The sequence below is a fragment of the Pseudomonas sp. Ag1 genome (genome assembly GCF_000278565.1).
Taxonomy (GTDB): domain Bacteria; phylum Pseudomonadota; class Gammaproteobacteria; order Pseudomonadales; family Pseudomonadaceae; genus Aquipseudomonas.
The window spans coordinates 233,233-250,669 of record NZ_AKVH01000109.1; the positions used below are offsets into that span (position 1 = coordinate 233,233).

General features: G+C 60.8%; 14 protein-coding genes. 9 read left to right on the forward strand and 5 right to left on the reverse strand.

Translation table 11 applies throughout. From position 1 onward, the window contains the following. Positions 1 to 16 precede the first annotated feature (16 nt). Positions 17 to 1,459 (forward strand): NCS1 family nucleobase:cation symporter-1, encoded by a 1,443-nt coding sequence (locus A462_RS06230; protein ID WP_008438164.1) that lies wholly within the window; start codon positions 17 to 19, stop codon positions 1,457 to 1,459. Here the strand turns inward: A462_RS06230 and A462_RS06225 are convergent. Beyond that, positions 1,371 to 2,579 (reverse strand): MFS transporter, encoded by a 1,209-nt coding sequence (locus tag A462_RS06225; RefSeq protein WP_008438165.1) that lies wholly within the window; start codon positions 2,577 to 2,579, stop codon positions 1,371 to 1,373. The two genes, A462_RS06230 and A462_RS06225, sit on opposite strands and share 89 nt — an antisense overlap. A 104-nt stretch (positions 2,580 to 2,683) precedes the next feature. Here A462_RS06225 and ptrR point away from each other — a divergent pair, with 104 nt between their 5' ends. The 3 genes from ptrR to A462_RS06215 all read left to right on the forward strand — a co-directional run bounded on the left by ptrR (position 2,684) and on the right by A462_RS06215 (position 6,378). Beyond that, entirely contained in the window at positions 2,684 to 3,577 is an 894-nt protein-coding gene (ptrR, locus tag A462_RS06220) for a putrescine utilization regulator PtrR (RefSeq protein WP_003210727.1), read from the forward strand. A 137-nt stretch (positions 3,578 to 3,714) separates the two neighbouring features. Beyond that, positions 3,715 to 3,837, forward strand: coding sequence for a PA1414 family protein (locus tag A462_RS35085; RefSeq protein WP_003210728.1), 123 nt, complete (start codon positions 3,715 to 3,717; stop codon positions 3,835 to 3,837). Positions 3,838 to 4,278: 441 nt separating this feature from the next. Further along, positions 4,279 to 6,378 carry an FAD-dependent oxidoreductase gene (locus tag A462_RS06215; protein ID WP_032899742.1) on the forward strand — a complete coding sequence of 700 codons (2,100 nt, stop codon included), beginning with the start codon at positions 4,279 to 4,281 and terminating at the stop codon, positions 6,376 to 6,378. Positions 6,379 to 6,439: 61 nt separating this feature from the next. On the opposite strand, the gene A462_RS06210 is transcribed toward A462_RS06215, so the two are convergent. From A462_RS06210 to speB, 4 genes are all read right to left on the reverse strand, one after another. Beyond that, positions 6,440 to 7,822, reverse strand: a complete 1,383-nt coding sequence (locus A462_RS06210) for a sodium:solute symporter (protein WP_008438170.1) — start codon at positions 7,820 to 7,822, stop codon at positions 6,440 to 6,442. Between the two features lie 111 nt (positions 7,823 to 7,933). Further along, a complete protein-coding gene (locus A462_RS06205; protein ID WP_003210731.1) occupies positions 7,934 to 9,439 on the reverse strand; it encodes a purine-cytosine permease family protein in 1,506 nt (501 codons plus the stop codon). Between the two features lie 21 nt (positions 9,440 to 9,460). Continuing rightward, entirely contained in the window at positions 9,461 to 9,886 is a 426-nt protein-coding gene (locus tag A462_RS06200) for a YybH family protein (protein WP_008438173.1), read from the reverse strand. Further along, on the reverse strand, positions 9,886 to 10,836 hold the full coding sequence (speB, locus tag A462_RS06195) for an agmatinase (RefSeq protein WP_003210733.1): 951 nt from the start codon (positions 10,834 to 10,836) through the stop codon (positions 9,886 to 9,888). The genes A462_RS06200 and speB overlap by 1 nt, the downstream gene beginning before the upstream one ends. A gap of 244 nt (positions 10,837 to 11,080) precedes the next feature. Between speB and A462_RS06190 the strand changes: the two genes are divergently transcribed. From A462_RS06190 to relA, 5 genes are all read left to right on the forward strand, one after another. Beyond that, positions 11,081 to 11,974, forward strand: a complete 894-nt coding sequence (locus A462_RS06190) for a LysR family transcriptional regulator (RefSeq protein ID WP_003210734.1) — start codon at positions 11,081 to 11,083, stop codon at positions 11,972 to 11,974. 6 nt (positions 11,975 to 11,980) lie between these two features. Further along, a complete protein-coding gene (locus tag A462_RS06185; protein ID WP_003210735.1) occupies positions 11,981 to 12,577 on the forward strand; it encodes a tRNA-uridine aminocarboxypropyltransferase in 597 nt (198 codons plus the stop codon). A gap of 100 nt (positions 12,578 to 12,677) precedes the next feature. Beyond that, positions 12,678 to 13,580 (forward strand): cysteine synthase CysM, encoded by a 903-nt coding sequence (cysM, locus tag A462_RS06180; RefSeq protein WP_032899727.1) that lies wholly within the window; start codon positions 12,678 to 12,680, stop codon positions 13,578 to 13,580. Continuing rightward, positions 13,580 to 14,932 (forward strand): 23S rRNA (uracil(1939)-C(5))-methyltransferase RlmD, encoded by a 1,353-nt coding sequence (gene rlmD, locus A462_RS06175; protein ID WP_008438175.1) that lies wholly within the window; start codon positions 13,580 to 13,582, stop codon positions 14,930 to 14,932. Before cysM ends, rlmD begins: the two co-directional genes overlap by 1 nt. A 136-nt stretch (positions 14,933 to 15,068) precedes the next feature. After that, positions 15,069 to 17,312, forward strand: coding sequence for a GTP diphosphokinase (gene relA / locus A462_RS06170; RefSeq protein ID WP_008438176.1), 2,244 nt, complete (start codon positions 15,069 to 15,071; stop codon positions 17,310 to 17,312). Positions 17,313 to 17,437 lie beyond the last annotated feature (125 nt).

Here is a 17,437-nt window from a genome sequence, read left to right on the forward strand (position 1 = left end):
TACGAGGAGCCCTGCGATGACCGAACAATTGCCCAAAGGCTACAGCCCGCGCCTGTACAACCAGGACCTGGGACCGCTGCCGCAAAAATGGAACTGGTACAACATCTTCGCCTTCTGGATGAGCGACGTGCACAGCGTCGGCGGCTACGTATTCGCCGCCAGCCTGTTCGCCCTGGGGCTGGCCAGTTGGCAGGTATTGATCGCCTTGCTCGCCGGGATTTGCATTGTGCAATTGATCGCCAACCTGGTGGCCAAGCCGAGCCAGCAGGCGGCAGTGCCGTACCCGGTAATCTGCCGGTTGGCCTTTGGGGTATTCGGGGCGAATATCCCGGCGGTGATTCGTGGGTTGATCGCAGTGGCCTGGTACGGGATCCAGACATACCTGGCGTCCAGTGCATTGATCATCGTGGTGCTGCGCTTTTTCCCACAGATGGCGGTATACGCAGAGCCGCACTTTGCCGGCCTGTCGTACCTGGGCTGGTTCGGTTTCCTCAGCCTGTGGACGCTCCAGGCGCTGGTGTTCTGGGCGGGCATGGAGTCCATCCGTCGTTTCATCGACTGGGCGGGGCCTGTGGTCTATGCGGTGATGTTTGCCCTGGCAGGCTGGATCGTCTGGAAGGCTGGCTGGGCCAATATCAGCTTCACCCTGGCGGAAAAATCCCTCTCAGGCTGGCAGGCGTTTGGCCAAATCATCGTGGCAACCGCGTTGGTGGTGTCGTACTTTTCCGGGCCGACCTTGAACTTCGGTGATTTCAGCCGCTACTGCCGCACGATGAAAGACGTGCGTCGCGGAAATTTCTGGGGCTTGCCGGTAAATTTCCTGGCGTTCTCCCTGGTCACCGTGGTGATCGTCTCGGGCACCTTGCCGGTGTTCGGCGAAATGCTCCACGACCCGATTGCCACCGTTTCGCGCATCGACAATGACATGGCTGTGTTGCTGGGGGCGTTCGCCTTTGTCACCGCGACTATCGGCATCAACATCGTGGCCAACTTCGTCTCGCCGGCCTTTGACTTCGCCAACGTGGCACCGAGCAAAATCAGCTGGCGTGCCGGTGGAATGATTGCGGCGGTGGCCTCGATCTTCATCACCCCATGGAACCTGTTCAACAACCCGCTGATGATCCACTACACCCTCGATATCCTCGCCGCGTTTATCGGGCCGTTGTTCGGGATTCTGCTGGTGGATTTCTACCTGATCAAAAAACAGAAGATCGACGTGGATGCGCTGTTCGATGACAGCCCGAGCGGGCGCTACTACTTTGACGGCGGCGTGAACTGGACGGCGGTCAAGGCGCTGGTGCCCGCGACGCTGGTGGGCGTCGCGATCACCTTCACCCCGGCGCTGCAGGGCATGGCCAATTTCGCCTGGTTTACCGGCTGCTTCCTGGGTGGGCTGTTTTTCCTGGTGTTGGCGCGGCGTGAACAGGTTCGCGCGCCTGTGTCGATGGTTGCCGGCTGACCAGCACCGATCCGGCCACCAACAAACCGGCGCCTGCTACCACCAGCGCCGGTTGCAGGTCGCCGCTGAGGTGGCTGCTCACCGACGCCAGCAACGGACCGCTCAATTGGCCGATCGCAAAGCTGGCGGTCAGCAACCCGGTGCTGCGCTGGTAGCCGTGGGGGGCGACCTCACGCAAGCGCGCCATCACCAGTTGCATGCACGCCAGGAATGGCCCACCGCACAGCAACACCCCCAGCGCCAGCCCCCAACCGTTGCCCAGCAGGCAGGCAAACACGCCGGCCGCTTGCAGCCAAAGGGTTGTCATCAGCCAGCGACGGGTAGTGTCCGGGTCCTTGCGGCGCAAACTTGCCGCCACCACGCCAATCGCGGCAGCCAGGCCAAAGCAGGGCCAGAACAGGTCTGCTTGCCATGCGCCCTTGAATTGCGCGCTGGCCATCTGTGACAGGAATGTCGCCGGGATTATGTAGCCAAGGCCATACAACACGTAGATCCAGCACAGATGTGTGATGCTGCCGTTGCTGGCCACGTCGGTGTGGCTGGCAACGGGCGAGTCGGCAGCAGAAGGCTTGGGCAGGAACGGCAGGATTGCCAGCAGCATGACCAGGGCGACTACCCCATACACCAGCCACAAGGTTGCAGAGTCTTGCCCCAACAGGTTGGAGCCCAGCGCCAGCAACCCGGTCAACAGAATCCCCAGCCCCGGCCCCGCAAATACCAGCGCACCCAGGCGTGGGCGCCCGGCCGCAATGGCCAGCGGCTGGCTCAGGCTGGTAATCATCACCAGCGCCCAGGCACTGGCTACACCGGTACCAAAGCGCAACAACAGATGCGGCCAGAACCCGTGGGCCCAGTACGACGCCAGGGTCAGCAGCACACACAGCCACAGCCCACCGTACAAACGCCCGCGTACATGGTGATGGCTGCGGGCAAAGATCGAATCCACCGCACCGACGAAATAACCCAGGTAGTTGGCCGCCGCAATCAGGCCGGCGCCGGTCAGGTCGATCTGCCCTTCACTGAGCAAATGCGGCATTTGCGGGGTGAGCGCGAATCGACCTATGCCCATGGCCATCATCAGGGCGATAAAGCTGGCGAGTAAGCGGATCAGCGGTGACATGGTGGTTTTTCCTGGGAGCAGCGAGTGACCATCAGGCTAAAGCGGATTGACTTTCTTTAAAAATGAATAATAGTGAGTAACTTGTTCAGTTTTGGAGAATGGTGATGGAGTTCAGTCAATTGCGGATTTTCCAGGCCGTGGCCGAGGAAGGCTCCATCACCCGTGCCGCTGAGCGCTTGCACCGGGTGCCGTCCAACCTGTCGACCCGGCTTAAACAGATGGAAGAACAACTGGGCGTCGAACTGTTCGTGCGCGAGCGCCAGCGCTTGCAGCTTTCTCCTGCAGGCAAAGTGCTGCTGGACTACAGTGCGCGCCTGCTGGCCCTGCATGACGAAGCCCATGGCGCGGTGCAGGGCGGGCAACCGGCTGGAGACTTTGTGCTCGGCAGCATGTACAGCACGGCGGCGATTCATTTGCCCAAGCTGCTGGCGCGTTACCACAAGGCGTATCCGATGGTGAACCTGCAGGTGCAGTCAGCTCCCAGCGGTGAACTGCTGGAAGGCTTGATCACCGGGCGCCTGGACGCCGCATTGGTGGATGGGCCGTTGACCCTGGCCACCCTCGACGGCGTGCCGCTGTGCGAAGAGCGCCTGCTGCTGATCTGCGAGGCGGATCACCCTCCGGTGCGTGGGCCGCAGGATGTTGCCGGCCGTTCGGTGTTCACTTTCCGACGCAGTTGTTCTTATCGGGCGCGCCTGGAAGCCTGGTTCTCCCACGATCGCGTGGCCATGGGCCGGGCCATCGAGATCGAGTCCTACCAGGGCATGCTGGCCTGTGTAATCGCCGGTTCCGGCGTGGCGTTGATGTCGGAATCGATGCTCGACAGCCTGCCGGGCAAGGACAGCGTGTCCATTCATCCGCTGGCCGAGCCTTTTGCCAGCGCCACCACCTGGTTGATGTGGCGCAAGGGCATGCTCGGCGCTAACCTCAATGCGTGGATTGACCTGCAGCAGGAGGGCAAGGTGCTACCGGAAACCGAAACCCGAGCGATTGCTTGAACGATCCGTCAGGATTTTGATCAATTCAGTAATAGTTCGTTGTGGTTTCGTTCAAGCAATACGTAAGACTTAAGACTACTATCTGTAGGAAGCGGCCACAGAATTCCAGCCGCTCGGCATTACCCCAAGGGGGCACCATGAAAGAGAAACTGCAAAACTGGCTGCACGACCTCGGCGTCGCACTCGGCTTGATCGAGCCACCGCTGCAACCGGTGCCAATCCGCACCGATGACGAGCAGCGTCGCCCGCGTCGCAGGTAAGTCCTGGAAAGCGCTCAAGCATGTTTGTTTGGGCGCGGCCAGGAGGTTTGCCTATGTATTGGAGTCATGATTGATCATGACCCGTTGCTGTGTACTTCAATTCTTCGTCTGGCTTTGGCCGGACGTTTTCATTTCCGGGGTTTGGTGATTTTCTCAAGACACCTGCTTTCGGAATAATCCTTCAAATATTTAATTTAACAATGCCACGGTAATACCGATTGGTAGTCCGGACGTGTGCGCGTCAGTCGAGTTTTGCCATTAAGTATCGGAATTGGACTACCTGTTTGTCAGAGTCGACGGGCTTATTTGATTATTAGGATAGGCGTAGGTTGAGTTTCATCACGAAAAGATTTGTATCGTTTGCAGTTCTTACAAGCCCCCAACTTCATTGAGTTGCGCTCTCCGGAGTATGAGCCAGTCAGAACTGTTGGAGACAAAACCATGATGTTCTCTTCCGTTCCGCCAGTCGCCGCGTCACTTATTGCCACCACCGAAAACATCTTGCATATCGCCCCTGCATCGCGTGGCTGGAAAGCTGATGCACCCAGCAACGTGGTGTTTTTCCCGCCGACGTTAACCAAGCAGGCTCTGCTTATACAGATTGCACTGCTGCGCCCATCAACGATCATTGTCGCAGACCAGGTTATTGATGCCGACGTCATCAACCAATGGCGTATATCCCACCCATTTGGCGAACTCTGTTTGGTCCGCAGAGGTACAAGTCTGGATAAGATCCGATTGGATCTGTGCGAGCGCAACAATGTTCGAGTGATTAACACGCCAGGGGTCAATTCGCCGCATGTTGCTGCCTATATTGCGCACTGGCTGACGCTGGCCGATGGCTCCTTGCCCCATGACATCTGTGTACTGGGATACGGCAATGTAGGGAAAGAGCTTGTTAAGTTGTTGCTTGCTCGAGATCCGGATGTTCGGATTAAGGTGTTGGGTCGACGCGATCGAGTGCCGGACAGTTTCGGGAAAGCCTCTTCCGATTGTAGGGTTTCATTGGTTGACGACTGGCTTGAGGCGCTCGAGGGGGCCAATGCAGTCGCCCTATGCTTATCCCTGAATGATGAATCCATTTATCGCATTGATCGGACCCTCATTCAGTGCCTGCACAGAAAGGCTCGCCTTGTCTGTGTCGCCAAGCCGGATGTCTTTAGCGACGATGCGTTGCAGACCCTGGCAATCTCCGAAGACATCCAGCTCATATTGGACTACGGCCCCAAGACACTGGATGCGTTTCGGGTGCGCACACAAGCGCTCGGCTGCAGTGTCTCCACGTGGTACAAGCCGGCGACGCTGACCACACAGGCGGCCACCACCGAAGCCTGCCATTGCGACCTCGACTATGCGGTCTCGGTGCAACTGAGCTTGATGGCCTTGCGCGGCCTTGTCCGGCGCAAACTCGCACACTCATTGGCGATCCCCTCTCGGCAAGCCGATGCCGGTGCGCCGCGTGTGTCGATCATCGGCAGAGGTATCAACGGGCTGCTCCAAGCCGTGATGTTCCGCCTGGCAAATTATCAGGTCACGGTTTACGGAGGAAATCAGCAGCGCGATGGTGCCAGTCACAAGCAGGTGAACATGCGTCATCTGTCAGCAACGGAGACGACTGCAAAACCGCTGCCTAACGATTACCTGACTCCCGCAAATCAGTACCTGGCCATTGAGTGCAATCGCGCAGGCATCGAGCTGTTTGAAAAATTCCTGGCCGACAACCCATCGCTGGCACGATTTGCACGATCGCGAATTGTACGAGCCTATGTGGACGACTCCAGTGGCACGGAGGCCGCGATCCGCGAGCAATGGGATATTGAAAACAGGCCTTGGCCGAGTGGCAAGCCGGGGCGAGAGCTTGCAGAGATCAGTCAGCTGCAATTCCAGGCAATGTATGGAGTTCCCGAGGTCGGGCGGGCGATTGAGGTGTCGGGCTACGATCTGGAATTTATCCATTTAATGGATGAGATGGTGACGCTTTTGCAGCGCTCAGGGGTTGAGTTCCTGCCACGGCACCTGAGTCCGGTCCAAATTGCCGATCTGAGTAGAGAGCACTTTGTCGTCACGGCCATGGGGGTGGACGAGCCAGAGGTCATCCCGATCATTGGCTGGTTTTTCAAGCTGCGCGCCGTTGATGATGAAGGTGTCGACATGCGCGGACTCAAGCTGCAGTACGACCTGCCAATCGGCGTCATGAATTGCCGCCTGGACGGGAACTGCATCCTTGTCTCCGCCGGGCAGGTGCCGCCCGATTCGACGCCGCAGTACAAGGAACAGATACGGGCGGCGTGCCTGGCTGCCGTTTCTCGACACTTTCCAAAGTCCTGCAGCCGTGCGATCGAACGTGGCGACTTGCAACAAATAGAATGTGCCAGGCCCGGCACCGCAGATGGACTTTCAATCGTGCATTGGTCCGCCTACAACCGCATTGTCGCGGGGGCAACTTATGCCGGGGGCACCACGCAGGGATTGGTATGGGCTTCTTTGGTCCAGGAAGTCATCCAGGCCAGAGCGCCGGGGGTTTCGGCAGTGTGGGAATAAAAAAAACGGGTGCGACATCCGACGTCGCACCCGCTGAAGAAAGCTTCTTTCAACTGTTTTTTCAGATCGCCCGAGCCGCAACAGCCTCCGGACGACGGGACAGCAAACTCACCAGCACAAAACTCACCAGGCCCACGCCCAGGCTGTAGTAGATCGGTGTATTGGCGTCCAAACCATCCTTGATCATGAACATCAACGCGGTCACAAAACCCAGGGTCATGGAGGTGATCGCCCCGGAAGTCGTCGCACGCTTCCAGAAAATCGCCCCGATCAGCGGGATCAACATGCCGCCCACCAACAGGTTGTACGCCAGGGTCAGTGCGCTGATCACATCACTCACCACCAGCGCGATACCCAACACAGCGATACCGGTCAGCAAGGTAAACAGACGGTTGATCTTCAAGCTCGACTGCTTGCCACCACGCAGGCGCGGCAGCAGGTCTTCGGTCAATACGGTGGAAGCGGCGAGCAAGCCGGCGCTGGCGGTGGACATCATCGCAGCCAGTGCAGCGGCGATCACCAGGCCGCGGATACCGTCGGGCAGCGAGACTTTGACGATGGCGGCGAACGCATTGTTGACGTTGTCCAGGTCCGGGATCAGTACGTGGGCGGCCATGCCGATCAGCGCACAGGCCAGGCCGTAGAGGATGCAGTAGAAACCGGCGAAGGTGCCTGCGTACTGGGCGACCTTTTCGTCACGGGCGGTGAACACCCGTTGCCAGATGTCCTGGCCGATCAGGATGCCGAAGAAGTAGATCATGAAGTAGGTGATGATGGTGTCCCAGCCGATTTCAGTGAAGCTGAAATTCGACGCGGGCAGCTTGGCCACCAATTCATCCCAACCGCCGACGCGGTACAGGCAGATTGGCAGCAGGATAAACATCAGGCCGACCGTCTTGATCACGAACTGCACGATGTCGGTCAGGGTCAGCGACCACATGCCGCCAATGGTCGAGTACACCACCACCACGCCACCGCCTACCAATACCGACATCCAGAAGGGCAGGTCGAACAACACTTGCAGCACGGTGCCGATGGCCAGGATCGAGGTCACGCCGATCATCAGCGCGTAGGCCAGCATGATCACCGCACTGGCCTGGCGGGCCATGGGGTTGTAGCGTTTCTCCAGGACCTGGGTCACGGTGAAGATTTTCAGTTTCAGCAGCGGCTTGGCCAGGAACAGGTTCAGCGCAATGATCCCCGCGCCCAGCGCGGCGCACAGCCAGAAGCCGGAAATACCATGTACATAGCCCAGGCGCACGGTGCCGACGGTGGACGCACCGCCCAGCACCGTGGCAGCCATGGTGCCCATGTACAGCGTCGGGCCGAGGTTGCGGCCGGCCACCAGGTAGTCTTCATGGGTCTTGGCGCGGCGCATGCCATAGTAGCCGAGCACCAGCATGCCGGCGGCGTAGATGAGGACGACGAATAGATCTAAGGCCATGACGGCGAGTCTCCGATTATCTTTTTTATGTGGGGCTAAAGGGGGCTGTGTGGCGAGGGAGCGTGCTCCCGCTGGGCTGCATTGCAGCCCCAATCCATTCCACGCAATTCATCAGGCAGCCTCGCGACTGCTGCGCAGTCGAACGGGAGCAGGCTCCCTCGCCACAGTCGGCCCGTAGACGGCAGCCGGTTCAGGGAACACGCGAAGCAGTGTCAGGTACACCAGCGAGGCCAGGCCCAGGGTCACCGGCAAGCTGATGTCGATGCCGTCGGCGAGGTTGCCCAGCGGCCCGACAAACTGCCCCGGCAGGTTGACGAAGCACAGGCCCACCAGCGCACTCGGGATCCAGGCCCCCAGGCCGCGCCAGTTCCAGCCATGGCTGAACCAGTAGCGCCCGCCGGTTTCGCCGCGAGTGAACACTTGCAGGTCATCCGGGCAGTAGTAACCCCGGCGCACGATCAGGCCGATGATCATCATCACCATCCACGGCGTGGTGCAGGTGATGATCAGCACGGCGAAGGTCGACACGCTCTGCACCAGGTTGGCGGCGAAACGTCCGATAAAGATGAAGGCAATCGACATCACCCCGATCAGCAGCGTCGCCTTGACCCGGGACAGCAGGCGCGGGAATACGCTGGACATGTCCAGGCCGGTGCCATACAGCGAGGTGGTGCCGGTGGACATGCCGCCGATGACCGCGATCAGGCACACCGGCAGGAAGAACCAGCTCGGTGCCACCGCCAGCAGGCCGCCGACATAGTTGTTGGCCGCGATATAGTCCGGTGCCTTGACTGCCACGATGGTCGCGGTGGCCAGGCCGAACAGGAACGGGATCAACGTGGCGATCTGCGCAAACACCACCGCCAGCATGATCCGCATCTTCGAGGTTTCCCGCGGGATGTAGCGCGACCAGTCACCGAGGAACGCGCCGAAGGAAATCGGGTTGCTCATGGCCACCAGTGCTGCACCGATAAACGCCGCCCAGAAGCCGGTCTGGCCGAGGGCAACGGTGCCGGCGAAGTGGCTGTCGAAGGCCGGCGCGAAGGCGAAGATCCCCAGCAGGAACAGCAGGCTCGCCGCCCACACTGCGATGCGGTTGACCCACAGCATGAAGCGAAAGCCGTAGATGCACACCGTCAGCACGAGAATGGCGAAGACGCCGTAGGCCAGGCCCAGGGTCAGGTCGGTTTCCGGCAAGCCCACCAGACGTTTCGCACCGCCCACCAGCGCATCGCCTGAACTCCACACCGACAGTGAGAAGAACGCAATAGCGGTCAGCAGCGACAGGAACGAGCCGACAATCCGCCCGTGCACACCAAAGTGCGCACCGGAAGACACGGCGTTGTTGGTGCCATTGATCGGACCGAACAGACCCATGGGGGCGAGGATCACCGCACCCACCAGCACGCCCAGCACAATCGCCCAGACGCCGGCCTGGAACGACAAGCCAAACAGCACCGGAAAGCTCCCCAGCACGGCGGTGGCGAAGGTGTTGGCACCGCCGAAAATCAGGCGAAACAAATCCTTCGGCCCGGCGGTACGTTCGTGGTCCGGGATCTGTTCGACGCCGTTGGTTTCTATGTTGCGAATACTGTTTTCGTTGTTTTTATTATTCATGATCTGCTCCGATCACATTGGCTAATGGGGCGGCAGCCCTTCCGGCATAGCGGACAAATGTTCGTGACAGGCCAGCCACAGGCCTTCTTTTTGTTGTGTGCGAACCCCTTGCCGCTTGAAGACAATGGTCTCGCGTTCCTGGCTAAAGAATTGCTCCCCGTTCATGCGCAGCTCGGTGGCCACGTCATGCACAAATACCGCGACGTCACCGTGCAGGCTGACGAAAGCGTTGCTTGAGGTGCAGGAAAGCACCTCAAATCCCTCGTCCCGGCGCCAGCTGTCCCACAACACCTGGTAGGCATCGCGACTCAGCAGCGGCTGGGGGAGGGTGTAGAACACGAAGCTGGCGTCGGCACTGAACGCACCGAAGTAGGCATCGCGATCATTGCGGGCGAAGGCCGACACCAGGTCGGCCGCGGCTTTTAATACCTCGGCCTGGGCGCTCATCAGCGGTGCGCCACGCCCGGCAATACGCAGAGCATTTCGTACAGCAGGTTGGCGCCCAGCAGCGAGGTGTTGCCGGTGGTGTCGTACGGCGGCGAAACTTCTACCAGGTCGCAACCAATCAGATCAAGGCCTTGGCAGCCGCGGATGATTTCAATCGCCTGGATCGTGGTCAAGCCACCGATTTCCGGGGTGCCGGTGCCGGGCGCCCAGGCTGGGTCGATGCCGTCGATATCGAAGCTCAGGTACACCGGGCCACCGCCGACTTTCTCGCGCACTTCAGCCATCAGAGGCGCCAGTGAGTGATGCCAGCATTCTTCGGCCTGGACCACACGGAAGCCCTGTTTGCGGCTCCAGTTGAAGTCTTCGGCGGTGTAGCCCTGGGCGCGCAGGCCGATTTGCACCACGCGGTCGCAATCCAGCAAGCCTTCTTCCACCGCGCGGCGGAAGGTGGTGCCGTGGGCGATTTTCTCGCCGAACATGTGGTCGTTGACGTCAGCGTGGGCATCGATGTGCACCAGCCCGACCTTGCCGTGTTTCTTGTGGATCGCCCGCAGGATCGGCAGGGTGATGGTGTGGTCGCCACCCAGGGTCATCGGGATCACATTGTGTTCGAGGATCTCGTCGTAGGCTTCTTCGATGATGCGTACGGCGTCCAGCAGGTTGAAGGTGTTGATCGCCACGTCGCCGATGTCGGCAACCGACAGCGAGTCAAACGGCGCGGCGCCGGTGGCCATGTTGTAAGGGCGGATCATCACCGATTCGGCGCGAATTTCCCGCGGCCCGAAACGGGTGCCGGCACGCAGGGAGGTGCCGATGTCCAGGGGCACGCCGACGAAGGCGGCATCCAGGCCCTTGGCCGATTGCAGATGGGGAAGACGCATCATGGTGGCGATGCCGGCGAAGCGCGGCATTTCGTTGCCGCCCAGTGGTTGGTGGAAAATCTTGTCCACGGGATTGCCTCATCGTTTTGTTTATTAGAAGCCGATTCTGCGAAATGCATGGGAAGGGAAGAATCGGCAGGGGCAAATACTTAGTTCAGATTTTTCTAAACTAATGCCTGAGGTAAACTCGGTTCAAATGTGGGAGCGGGCTTGCTCGCGAATACGGTGTGTCAGTCACGGAGGGTTCGATTGATCCACCGCATTCGCGAGCAAGCCCGCTCCCACAGGTTTTATGTTTGCCTCTGGAGAGCCCATGGCCAACGCCTTGCCCGACCTGAAACTCCTGCGCATCTTCGTCAGCGTCGTGCGGCACCAGGGTTTCGCCAATGCCCAGCACGAACTCAACCTGTCGACCTCGGCCATCAGCACTTACATGAGCCAGCTGGAAGCCGCGTTGGGCCTGGTGCTGTGCCATCGCGGGCGGGGCGGGTTCAGCCTCACCAGCAAGGGCGAGTTGTTCCATCAGGAAACCCTGCGCCTGCTGGGCGAGCTGGAAGGCTTCGAGCAATACGCCGCCGCGCTCAAAGGCGAACTGCGCGGCACCCTGAAACTCGGCGTACTCGACTCCACCGTCAGCGACAAGGCCTTGCCGTTTGCCGAAGTGATCGGCGCCTACAGTCAGGAACACCCTGCGGTGCATTTGCACCTGTCGGTGATGAGTCCTTACGAGTTGCAACTCGGCGTCCAGGACAATCGCCTGGACCTGGCCATCGGTGCGTTTTCCAACCGGATGAGCGGGCTGATCTATATGCCGCTGTACCGCGAACAGCACTGGCTGTATTGCAGCACCCGTCACCCATTGTTCAACGAGCGGCGCATTCCCGAACAAGTCATCACCCAGCAACGCATGGTCGGTCGTGGTTACTGGAGCCAGGCCGAACTGGCGCGTCACGGCTTCAAGCACAGCGCCGCCACGGTGGAAAGTATGGAGGCGCAATTGATCCTGGTGCTGTCCGGCGCCTACATCGGCTACCTCCCGGAGCACTACGCCCAGGCCTGGGCCGACAAAGGGGATTTGCGGGTACTGCTGCCGGCAACCTTTGGTTACCAGGCGCCGTTCTCGATGATCATGCGCCGGGGCCGCAGCCGCGAACCCCTGATCCAGACCTTCCGCGATTTACTCAAAGCCCAGCTCAACCAGGCCTGAAAACCCATGTCCAGACCCCAATGCTCCCGCTGCCTGCGGCCCACCACTCACTGCCTGTGCGCGCTGATTCCCCGGCTGGATAGCCGAACCCGGGTGTTGCTGTTGCAGCATCCGAGTGAGGTCAATCACGCCTTGAATACCGCGCGGTTGGCGGCGCTGGGCTTGGTGAATGCGCAGTTGGTGGTGGGGGAGGTGTTTGAGGATTTGCAGGCGTTGTTGAATCCGCCGGGTTATCAGGCGCGTCTGTTGTTTCCGGACGAAAATGCCCAACCCTTGCAGGCCTATACGCCATCCGACGAACCGTTGCTGTTGGTGGTGCCGGACGGTACCTGGCGCAAGGCGCGCAAGTTGCTGCACCTCAATCCTTTATTGGCGGCGCTGCCTCGGGTGACGCTGGCGGAAGGCGCCGTGTCCCGTTATCGGCTGCGCAAGGCACCGGGGCCCGGGGCGTTGTCGACGGTGGAGGCCATCGTGCAGGCGTTGCAGGTGCTTGAAGCGCCCACCTCATTTGAGCCGCTGCTGAAACCGTTCGAGGCATTGATCGAAGGACAGATTGCCGCGATGGGCGATGAAGTGTTCCAGAGAAACCACGGCCCCGCCTGAGTTATTCCATTAAGCGATAAGCACCACACTTTGCGTGATATGGCCCGCCAGCCTTTCCCGGTATGATAGTCGCCCCCGCAGTCTGGATTGCGAATACGCCATGACCTTGCAGTACCCCACCATCGCCGATTGCGTCGGCAACACCCCGCTGGTCCGCTTGCAGCGCCTGCCGGGCAACACCAGCAATACCTTGTTGCTCAAGCTCGAAGGGAACAACCCGGCCGGCTCGGTCAAGGACCGCCCGGCGTTGTCGATGATCACCCGCGCCGAGTTGCGTGGGCGGATCAAGCCCGGCGACACCCTGATCGAAGCCACCTCCGGTAACACCGGGATTGCCCTGGCCATGGCCGCGGCGATCAAGGGCTACAAGATGGTCCTGATCATGCCCGACAACGGCAGCGCCGAGCGCAAGGCGGCGATGACCGCCTACGGCGCCGAGTTGATCCTGGTCACCCAGGAAGAAGGCATGGAAGGCGCCCGCGACCTCGCCGAGCGTATGGCTGCCGAAGGCCGTGGCCTAGTGCTGGACCAGTTCGCCAACGGCGACAACCCCGAGGCGCACTACACCACCACTGGCCCGGAAATCTGGCGCCAGACCCAGGGCACCATCACTCACTTCGTGAGTTCGATGGGCACCACCGGCACTATCATGGGCAACTCGCGCTACCTCAAGGAGCAGAATCCCGAGATCCAGATCGTCGGCCTGCAACCGATGGAAGGCGCAGCGATCCCGGGGATCCGTCGTTGGCCCGAAGAGTACTTGCCGAAGATCTACAACGCGGCTCGCGTCGATCGCATCATCGACATGGCCCAGCGTGAGGCCGAAGACACCACCCGCCGCCTGGCCCGTGAAGAAGGCATCTTCTGCGGCGTGTCGTCCGGTGGCGCCGTGGCCGGGATGTTGCGCTTGTCCCAGGAGTTGGAAAACGCGGTGATCGTCGCGATCATCTGTGACCGTGGCGACCGTTACCTGTCGACCGGCATTTTCGACGCGCCCAACTGATGGCCAAGCACGAGAGAGGCCTGCGCTTCCAACCGACGGGCGGCAGCCGGGCCCCACAGATTCCCGTAGGCAAGAAGCAGCGCCTGACCATCGAGCGCCTGGCCAACGACGGCCGTGGCATTGTGTTCTTTGAAGGCCGCACCTGGTTTGTCGTGGGTGCGCTGGCCGGTGAAGAGGTGGAAGCGCGGGTGTTGGGCGCCCACGGCAAAGTGGTCGAGGCGCGCACCGAGCGCGTATTTACCGCCAGCGAACTGCGCCGTCCGGCACCCTGTGTCCACGCCGGCCGCTGTGGCGGTTGCAGCCTGCAACACTTGCCCCATGACGAACAACTCGCCCTGAAACAGCGCATGCTCGCCGAGCAATTATCCCGTGTGGCCGGTGTCGAACCCCAGGAGTGGGCCGCGCCTTTGAGTGGGCCGGAATTCGGCTATCGTCGCCGCGCCCGCGTGGCCGTGCGCTGGGATGCCAAGGCGAAGAAACTTGAAGTCGGCTTTCGTGCCGTGGCCAGCCAGGACATCGTCGCCATCGACGATTGCCCGGTGCTGGTACAGGCCTTGCAACCGATCATGCAGCGTTTGCCCAACATGCTGCGGCGCTTGAGCAAGCCTCAGGCATTGGGGCATGTGGAATTATTCAGTGGTTCGTCGATTGCCGTGTTGTTGCGACACATGGCGCCCTTGTCCGAAGCGGACCTGACGATCCTGCAGGAATTTTGCACGTTCCATGAAGCCCAACTGTGGCTGCATGGCGAGGGCCAGCCGCAACCGGTCGAACCAGACCAGGCCTTGGGCTATCGTCTGGAACCGTGGGATTTGCAGTTGGCGTACCGCCCGGGAGACTTTGTGCAGGTCAACGCCGGGGTCAACCAGGCGATGGTCGCCCAGGCGCTGGATTGGCTGGCGCCGAAGCCCGACGAGCGGGTGCTGGATTTGTTTTGTGGCTTGGGCAACTTCGCCTTGCCGCTGGCCCGCCAAGTGCGGGAAGTGGTGGCGGTGGAAGGGGTGCAGGCCATGGTGGACCGGGCGGCACAGAATGCCGTCAGCAATAATTTGCATAATGTTCAGTTTTTTCAGGCCGATTTGTCCCAGCCTTTGACCGACGCGGAATGGGCCAAACAGGGCTTTTCTGCGGTACTCTTGGACCCACCCCGCGATGGTGCCCTGGAGGTTGTGCGCAAGCTCGCTACCCTGGGGGCTGATCGCCTGGTGTATGTGTCCTGCAATCCGGCAACGCTGGCGCGGGACACGGTCGAGTTGGTCAAGCAAGGCTACCGGCTAAAACGTGCCGGGATCCTCGACATGTTTCCCCAGACGGCCCATGTCGAGGCCATGGCGTTATTTGAAGCGGGCTAGGATGCCCGTTTAATCCGACTGGCCTGCATCTCCTGGGCCTGTGACCTGCCAGGGAGCGTGCACAAGCTTTTTTTGTAAAGCAGGTCAGCGATGATTTTGACGCACTAAAAGGTGCGTCGTAGGGAAGGTAAGCAAGATGGTACAGGTGAGAGCACACCAGCCGATCAACACCGACGGCAGTATCAATCTCGAGGCATGGCTGGATCATGCCATCAGTGTCGACCCGGCACTGGACCGTGAAGCCTTGAAAGCAGCCTGCGAGTTCGCTCGTGAGTCTGAACAGCAAGACAATGCGGCGAAGAACCTGTGGGCCGAAGGCACTTCAAGCTTTCGCACCGGGTTGGAAATCGCCGAGATCCTCGCCGATCTCAAGCTCGATCAGGATTCGCTGATCGCGGCGGTGCTGTATCGCGGCGTGCGCGAAGGGCACATTCAGCTGCCCACCATCAGCCAGCGTTTCGGCACCGTGGTGGCCAAGCTGATCGACGGCGTGCTGCGCATGGCGGCGATCAGTGCCAGCCTCAGCCCGCGCCAGTCGATGGTGCTGGGCACCCAGGGCCAGGTGGAAAATCTGCGCAAGATGCTGGTGGCGATGGTCGACGACGTGCGCGTCGCCTTGATCAAGCTGGCCGAGCGTACCTGCGCGATTCGGGCGGTGAAAACCGCCGACGACGAAAAGCGCAACCGCGTCGCCCGCGAGGTGTTCGACATCTACGCGCCGCTCGCCCACCGCCTGGGCATCGGCCATATCAAGTGGGAACTGGAGGACTTGTCCTTCCGTTACCTCGAACCCGATCAATACAAACAGATTGCCACGCTGCTCCATGAGCGGCGGCTGGACCGTGAGCGCTTTATCGCCGACGTGATGAGCCAGTTACGCACGGAATTGCAGGCCACCGGGGTTGAAGCCGACATCAGTGGCCGGGCCAAACACATCTATTCCATCTGGCGCAAAATGCAGCGCAAGGGCCTGGCCTTCAGCCAGATCTACGACGTGCGCGCCGTGCGCGTGCTGGTGCCGGAGATGCGCGACTGCTACACCGCGCTGGGTATCGTGCACACGCTGTGGCGGCACATCCCCAAGGAATTCGACGACTACATCGCCAACCCCAAGGAAAACGGTTACCGCTCGTTGCACACGGCAGTGATCGGCCCCGAGGGCAAGGTACTGGAAGTACAGATCCGCACCCACGCGATGCACGAAGAGGCGGAGCTGGGCGTATGCGCTCACTGGCGCTACAAGGGCACCGACGTCAAGGCCGGGTCGAACCAGTACGAAGAGAAAATCTCCTGGTTGCGCCAGGTGCTGGAGTGGCACGAAGAGCTGGGCGACATCGGCGGTTTGGCCGACCAGCTGCGGGTAGATATCGAACCTGACCGGGTCTACATCTTCACCCCCGACGGCCACGCGATCGACCTGCCCAAGGGCGCCACACCGCTGGATTTTGCGTACCGGGTGCACACCGAGATCGGCCACAACTGCCGTGGCGCCAAGATCAACGGGCGCATCGTGCCGCTCAACTACAGCCTGCAGACCGGTGAACAGGTCGAGATCATTACCAGCAAGCACGGTACGCCGAGCCGCGACTGGCTGAACCCGAACCTGGGCTACATCACCACGTCCAGGGCGCGGGCGAAGATCGTCCATTGGTTCAAATTGCAGGCGCGCGACCAGAACGTCGCCGCCGGCAAGACCTTGCTCGAGCGCGAATTGGCACGCCTGGGCCTGCCGCAGGTGGACTTCGACAAGCTGGCCGAAAAGGCCAACATGAAGATCGCCGAAGACATGTTCGCCGCCCTCGGTGCCGGCGATCTGCGCCTGGCGCAGTTGGTCAACCTGGCCCAGCAACTGGTTGAGCCGGAGCGGGGCAGCGAGCAGCTGGAACTGATTCCACGCAAGGCCACCGGCTACAAGCCGGGCAAGCGCGGCGATATCCAGATCCAGGGCGTCGGCAACCTGATGACGCAAATGGCCGGCTGCTGCCAGCCATTGCCGGGCGACGCCATCGTCGGTTACATCACTCAGGGCCGCGGGGTGAGCATTCACCGCCAGGACTGTGCCTCGGTGTTGCAACTGGGCGGGCGCGAGCCGGAGCGGATCATCCAGGTCAGTTGGGGCCCGGTGCCGGTGTTGACCTATCCGGTGGACATCATCATTCGTGCCTACGACCGTTCCGGGCTGCTGCGTGATGTGTCGCAGGTGCTGCTCAATGAGCGGATCAACGTGCTGGCGGTCAACACCCGCTCGAACAAAGAGGACAACACGGCGCTGATGTCCCTGACCATCGAGATTCCGGGGCTGGACGCGTTGGGTCGGTTGCTGGGGCGTATTTCCCAGTTGCCGAACATCATTGAGACCCGGCGTAATCGCACGCCATGAGTAGCTGGATGAGCGCGGACTGAAATGTGGGAGCGGGCTTGCTCGCGAAGGCGATGTGTCTGTCAAATATCAGGCAACTGACACGACGCCTTCGCGAGCAAGCCCGCTCCCACATTTGATCCTCA

Coding starts and splice junctions, on each gene's coding strand:
- A462_RS06225 (WP_008438165.1), bottom strand. CDS start 2,579: ATGTCACCGCTGATCCGCTTACTCGCCAGCTTTATCGCCCTGATGATG.
- A462_RS06210 (WP_008438170.1), bottom strand. CDS start 7,822: ATGGCCTTAGATCTATTCGTCGTCCTCATCTACGCCGCCGGCATGCTG.
- A462_RS35085 (WP_003210728.1), top strand. CDS start 3,715: ATGAAAGAGAAACTGCAAAACTGGCTGCACGACCTCGGCGTCGCACTC.
- relA (WP_008438176.1), top strand. CDS start 15,069: ATGGTACAGGTGAGAGCACACCAGCCGATCAACACCGACGGCAGTATC.
- A462_RS06230 (WP_008438164.1), top strand. CDS start 17: ATGACCGAACAATTGCCCAAAGGCTACAGCCCGCGCCTGTACAACCAG.
- cysM (WP_032899727.1), top strand. CDS start 12,678: ATGACCTTGCAGTACCCCACCATCGCCGATTGCGTCGGCAACACCCCG.
- A462_RS06200 (WP_008438173.1), bottom strand. CDS start 9,886: ATGAGCGCCCAGGCCGAGGTATTAAAAGCCGCGGCCGACCTGGTGTCG.
- A462_RS06185 (WP_003210735.1), top strand. CDS start 11,981: ATGTCCAGACCCCAATGCTCCCGCTGCCTGCGGCCCACCACTCACTGC.
- rlmD (WP_008438175.1), top strand. CDS start 13,580: ATGGCCAAGCACGAGAGAGGCCTGCGCTTCCAACCGACGGGCGGCAGC.
- A462_RS06215 (WP_032899742.1), top strand. CDS start 4,279: ATGATGTTCTCTTCCGTTCCGCCAGTCGCCGCGTCACTTATTGCCACC.
- ptrR (WP_003210727.1), top strand. CDS start 2,684: ATGGAGTTCAGTCAATTGCGGATTTTCCAGGCCGTGGCCGAGGAAGGC.
- A462_RS06190 (WP_003210734.1), top strand. CDS start 11,081: ATGGCCAACGCCTTGCCCGACCTGAAACTCCTGCGCATCTTCGTCAGC.
- A462_RS06205 (WP_003210731.1), bottom strand. CDS start 9,439: ATGAATAATAAAAACAACGAAAACAGTATTCGCAACATAGAAACCAAC.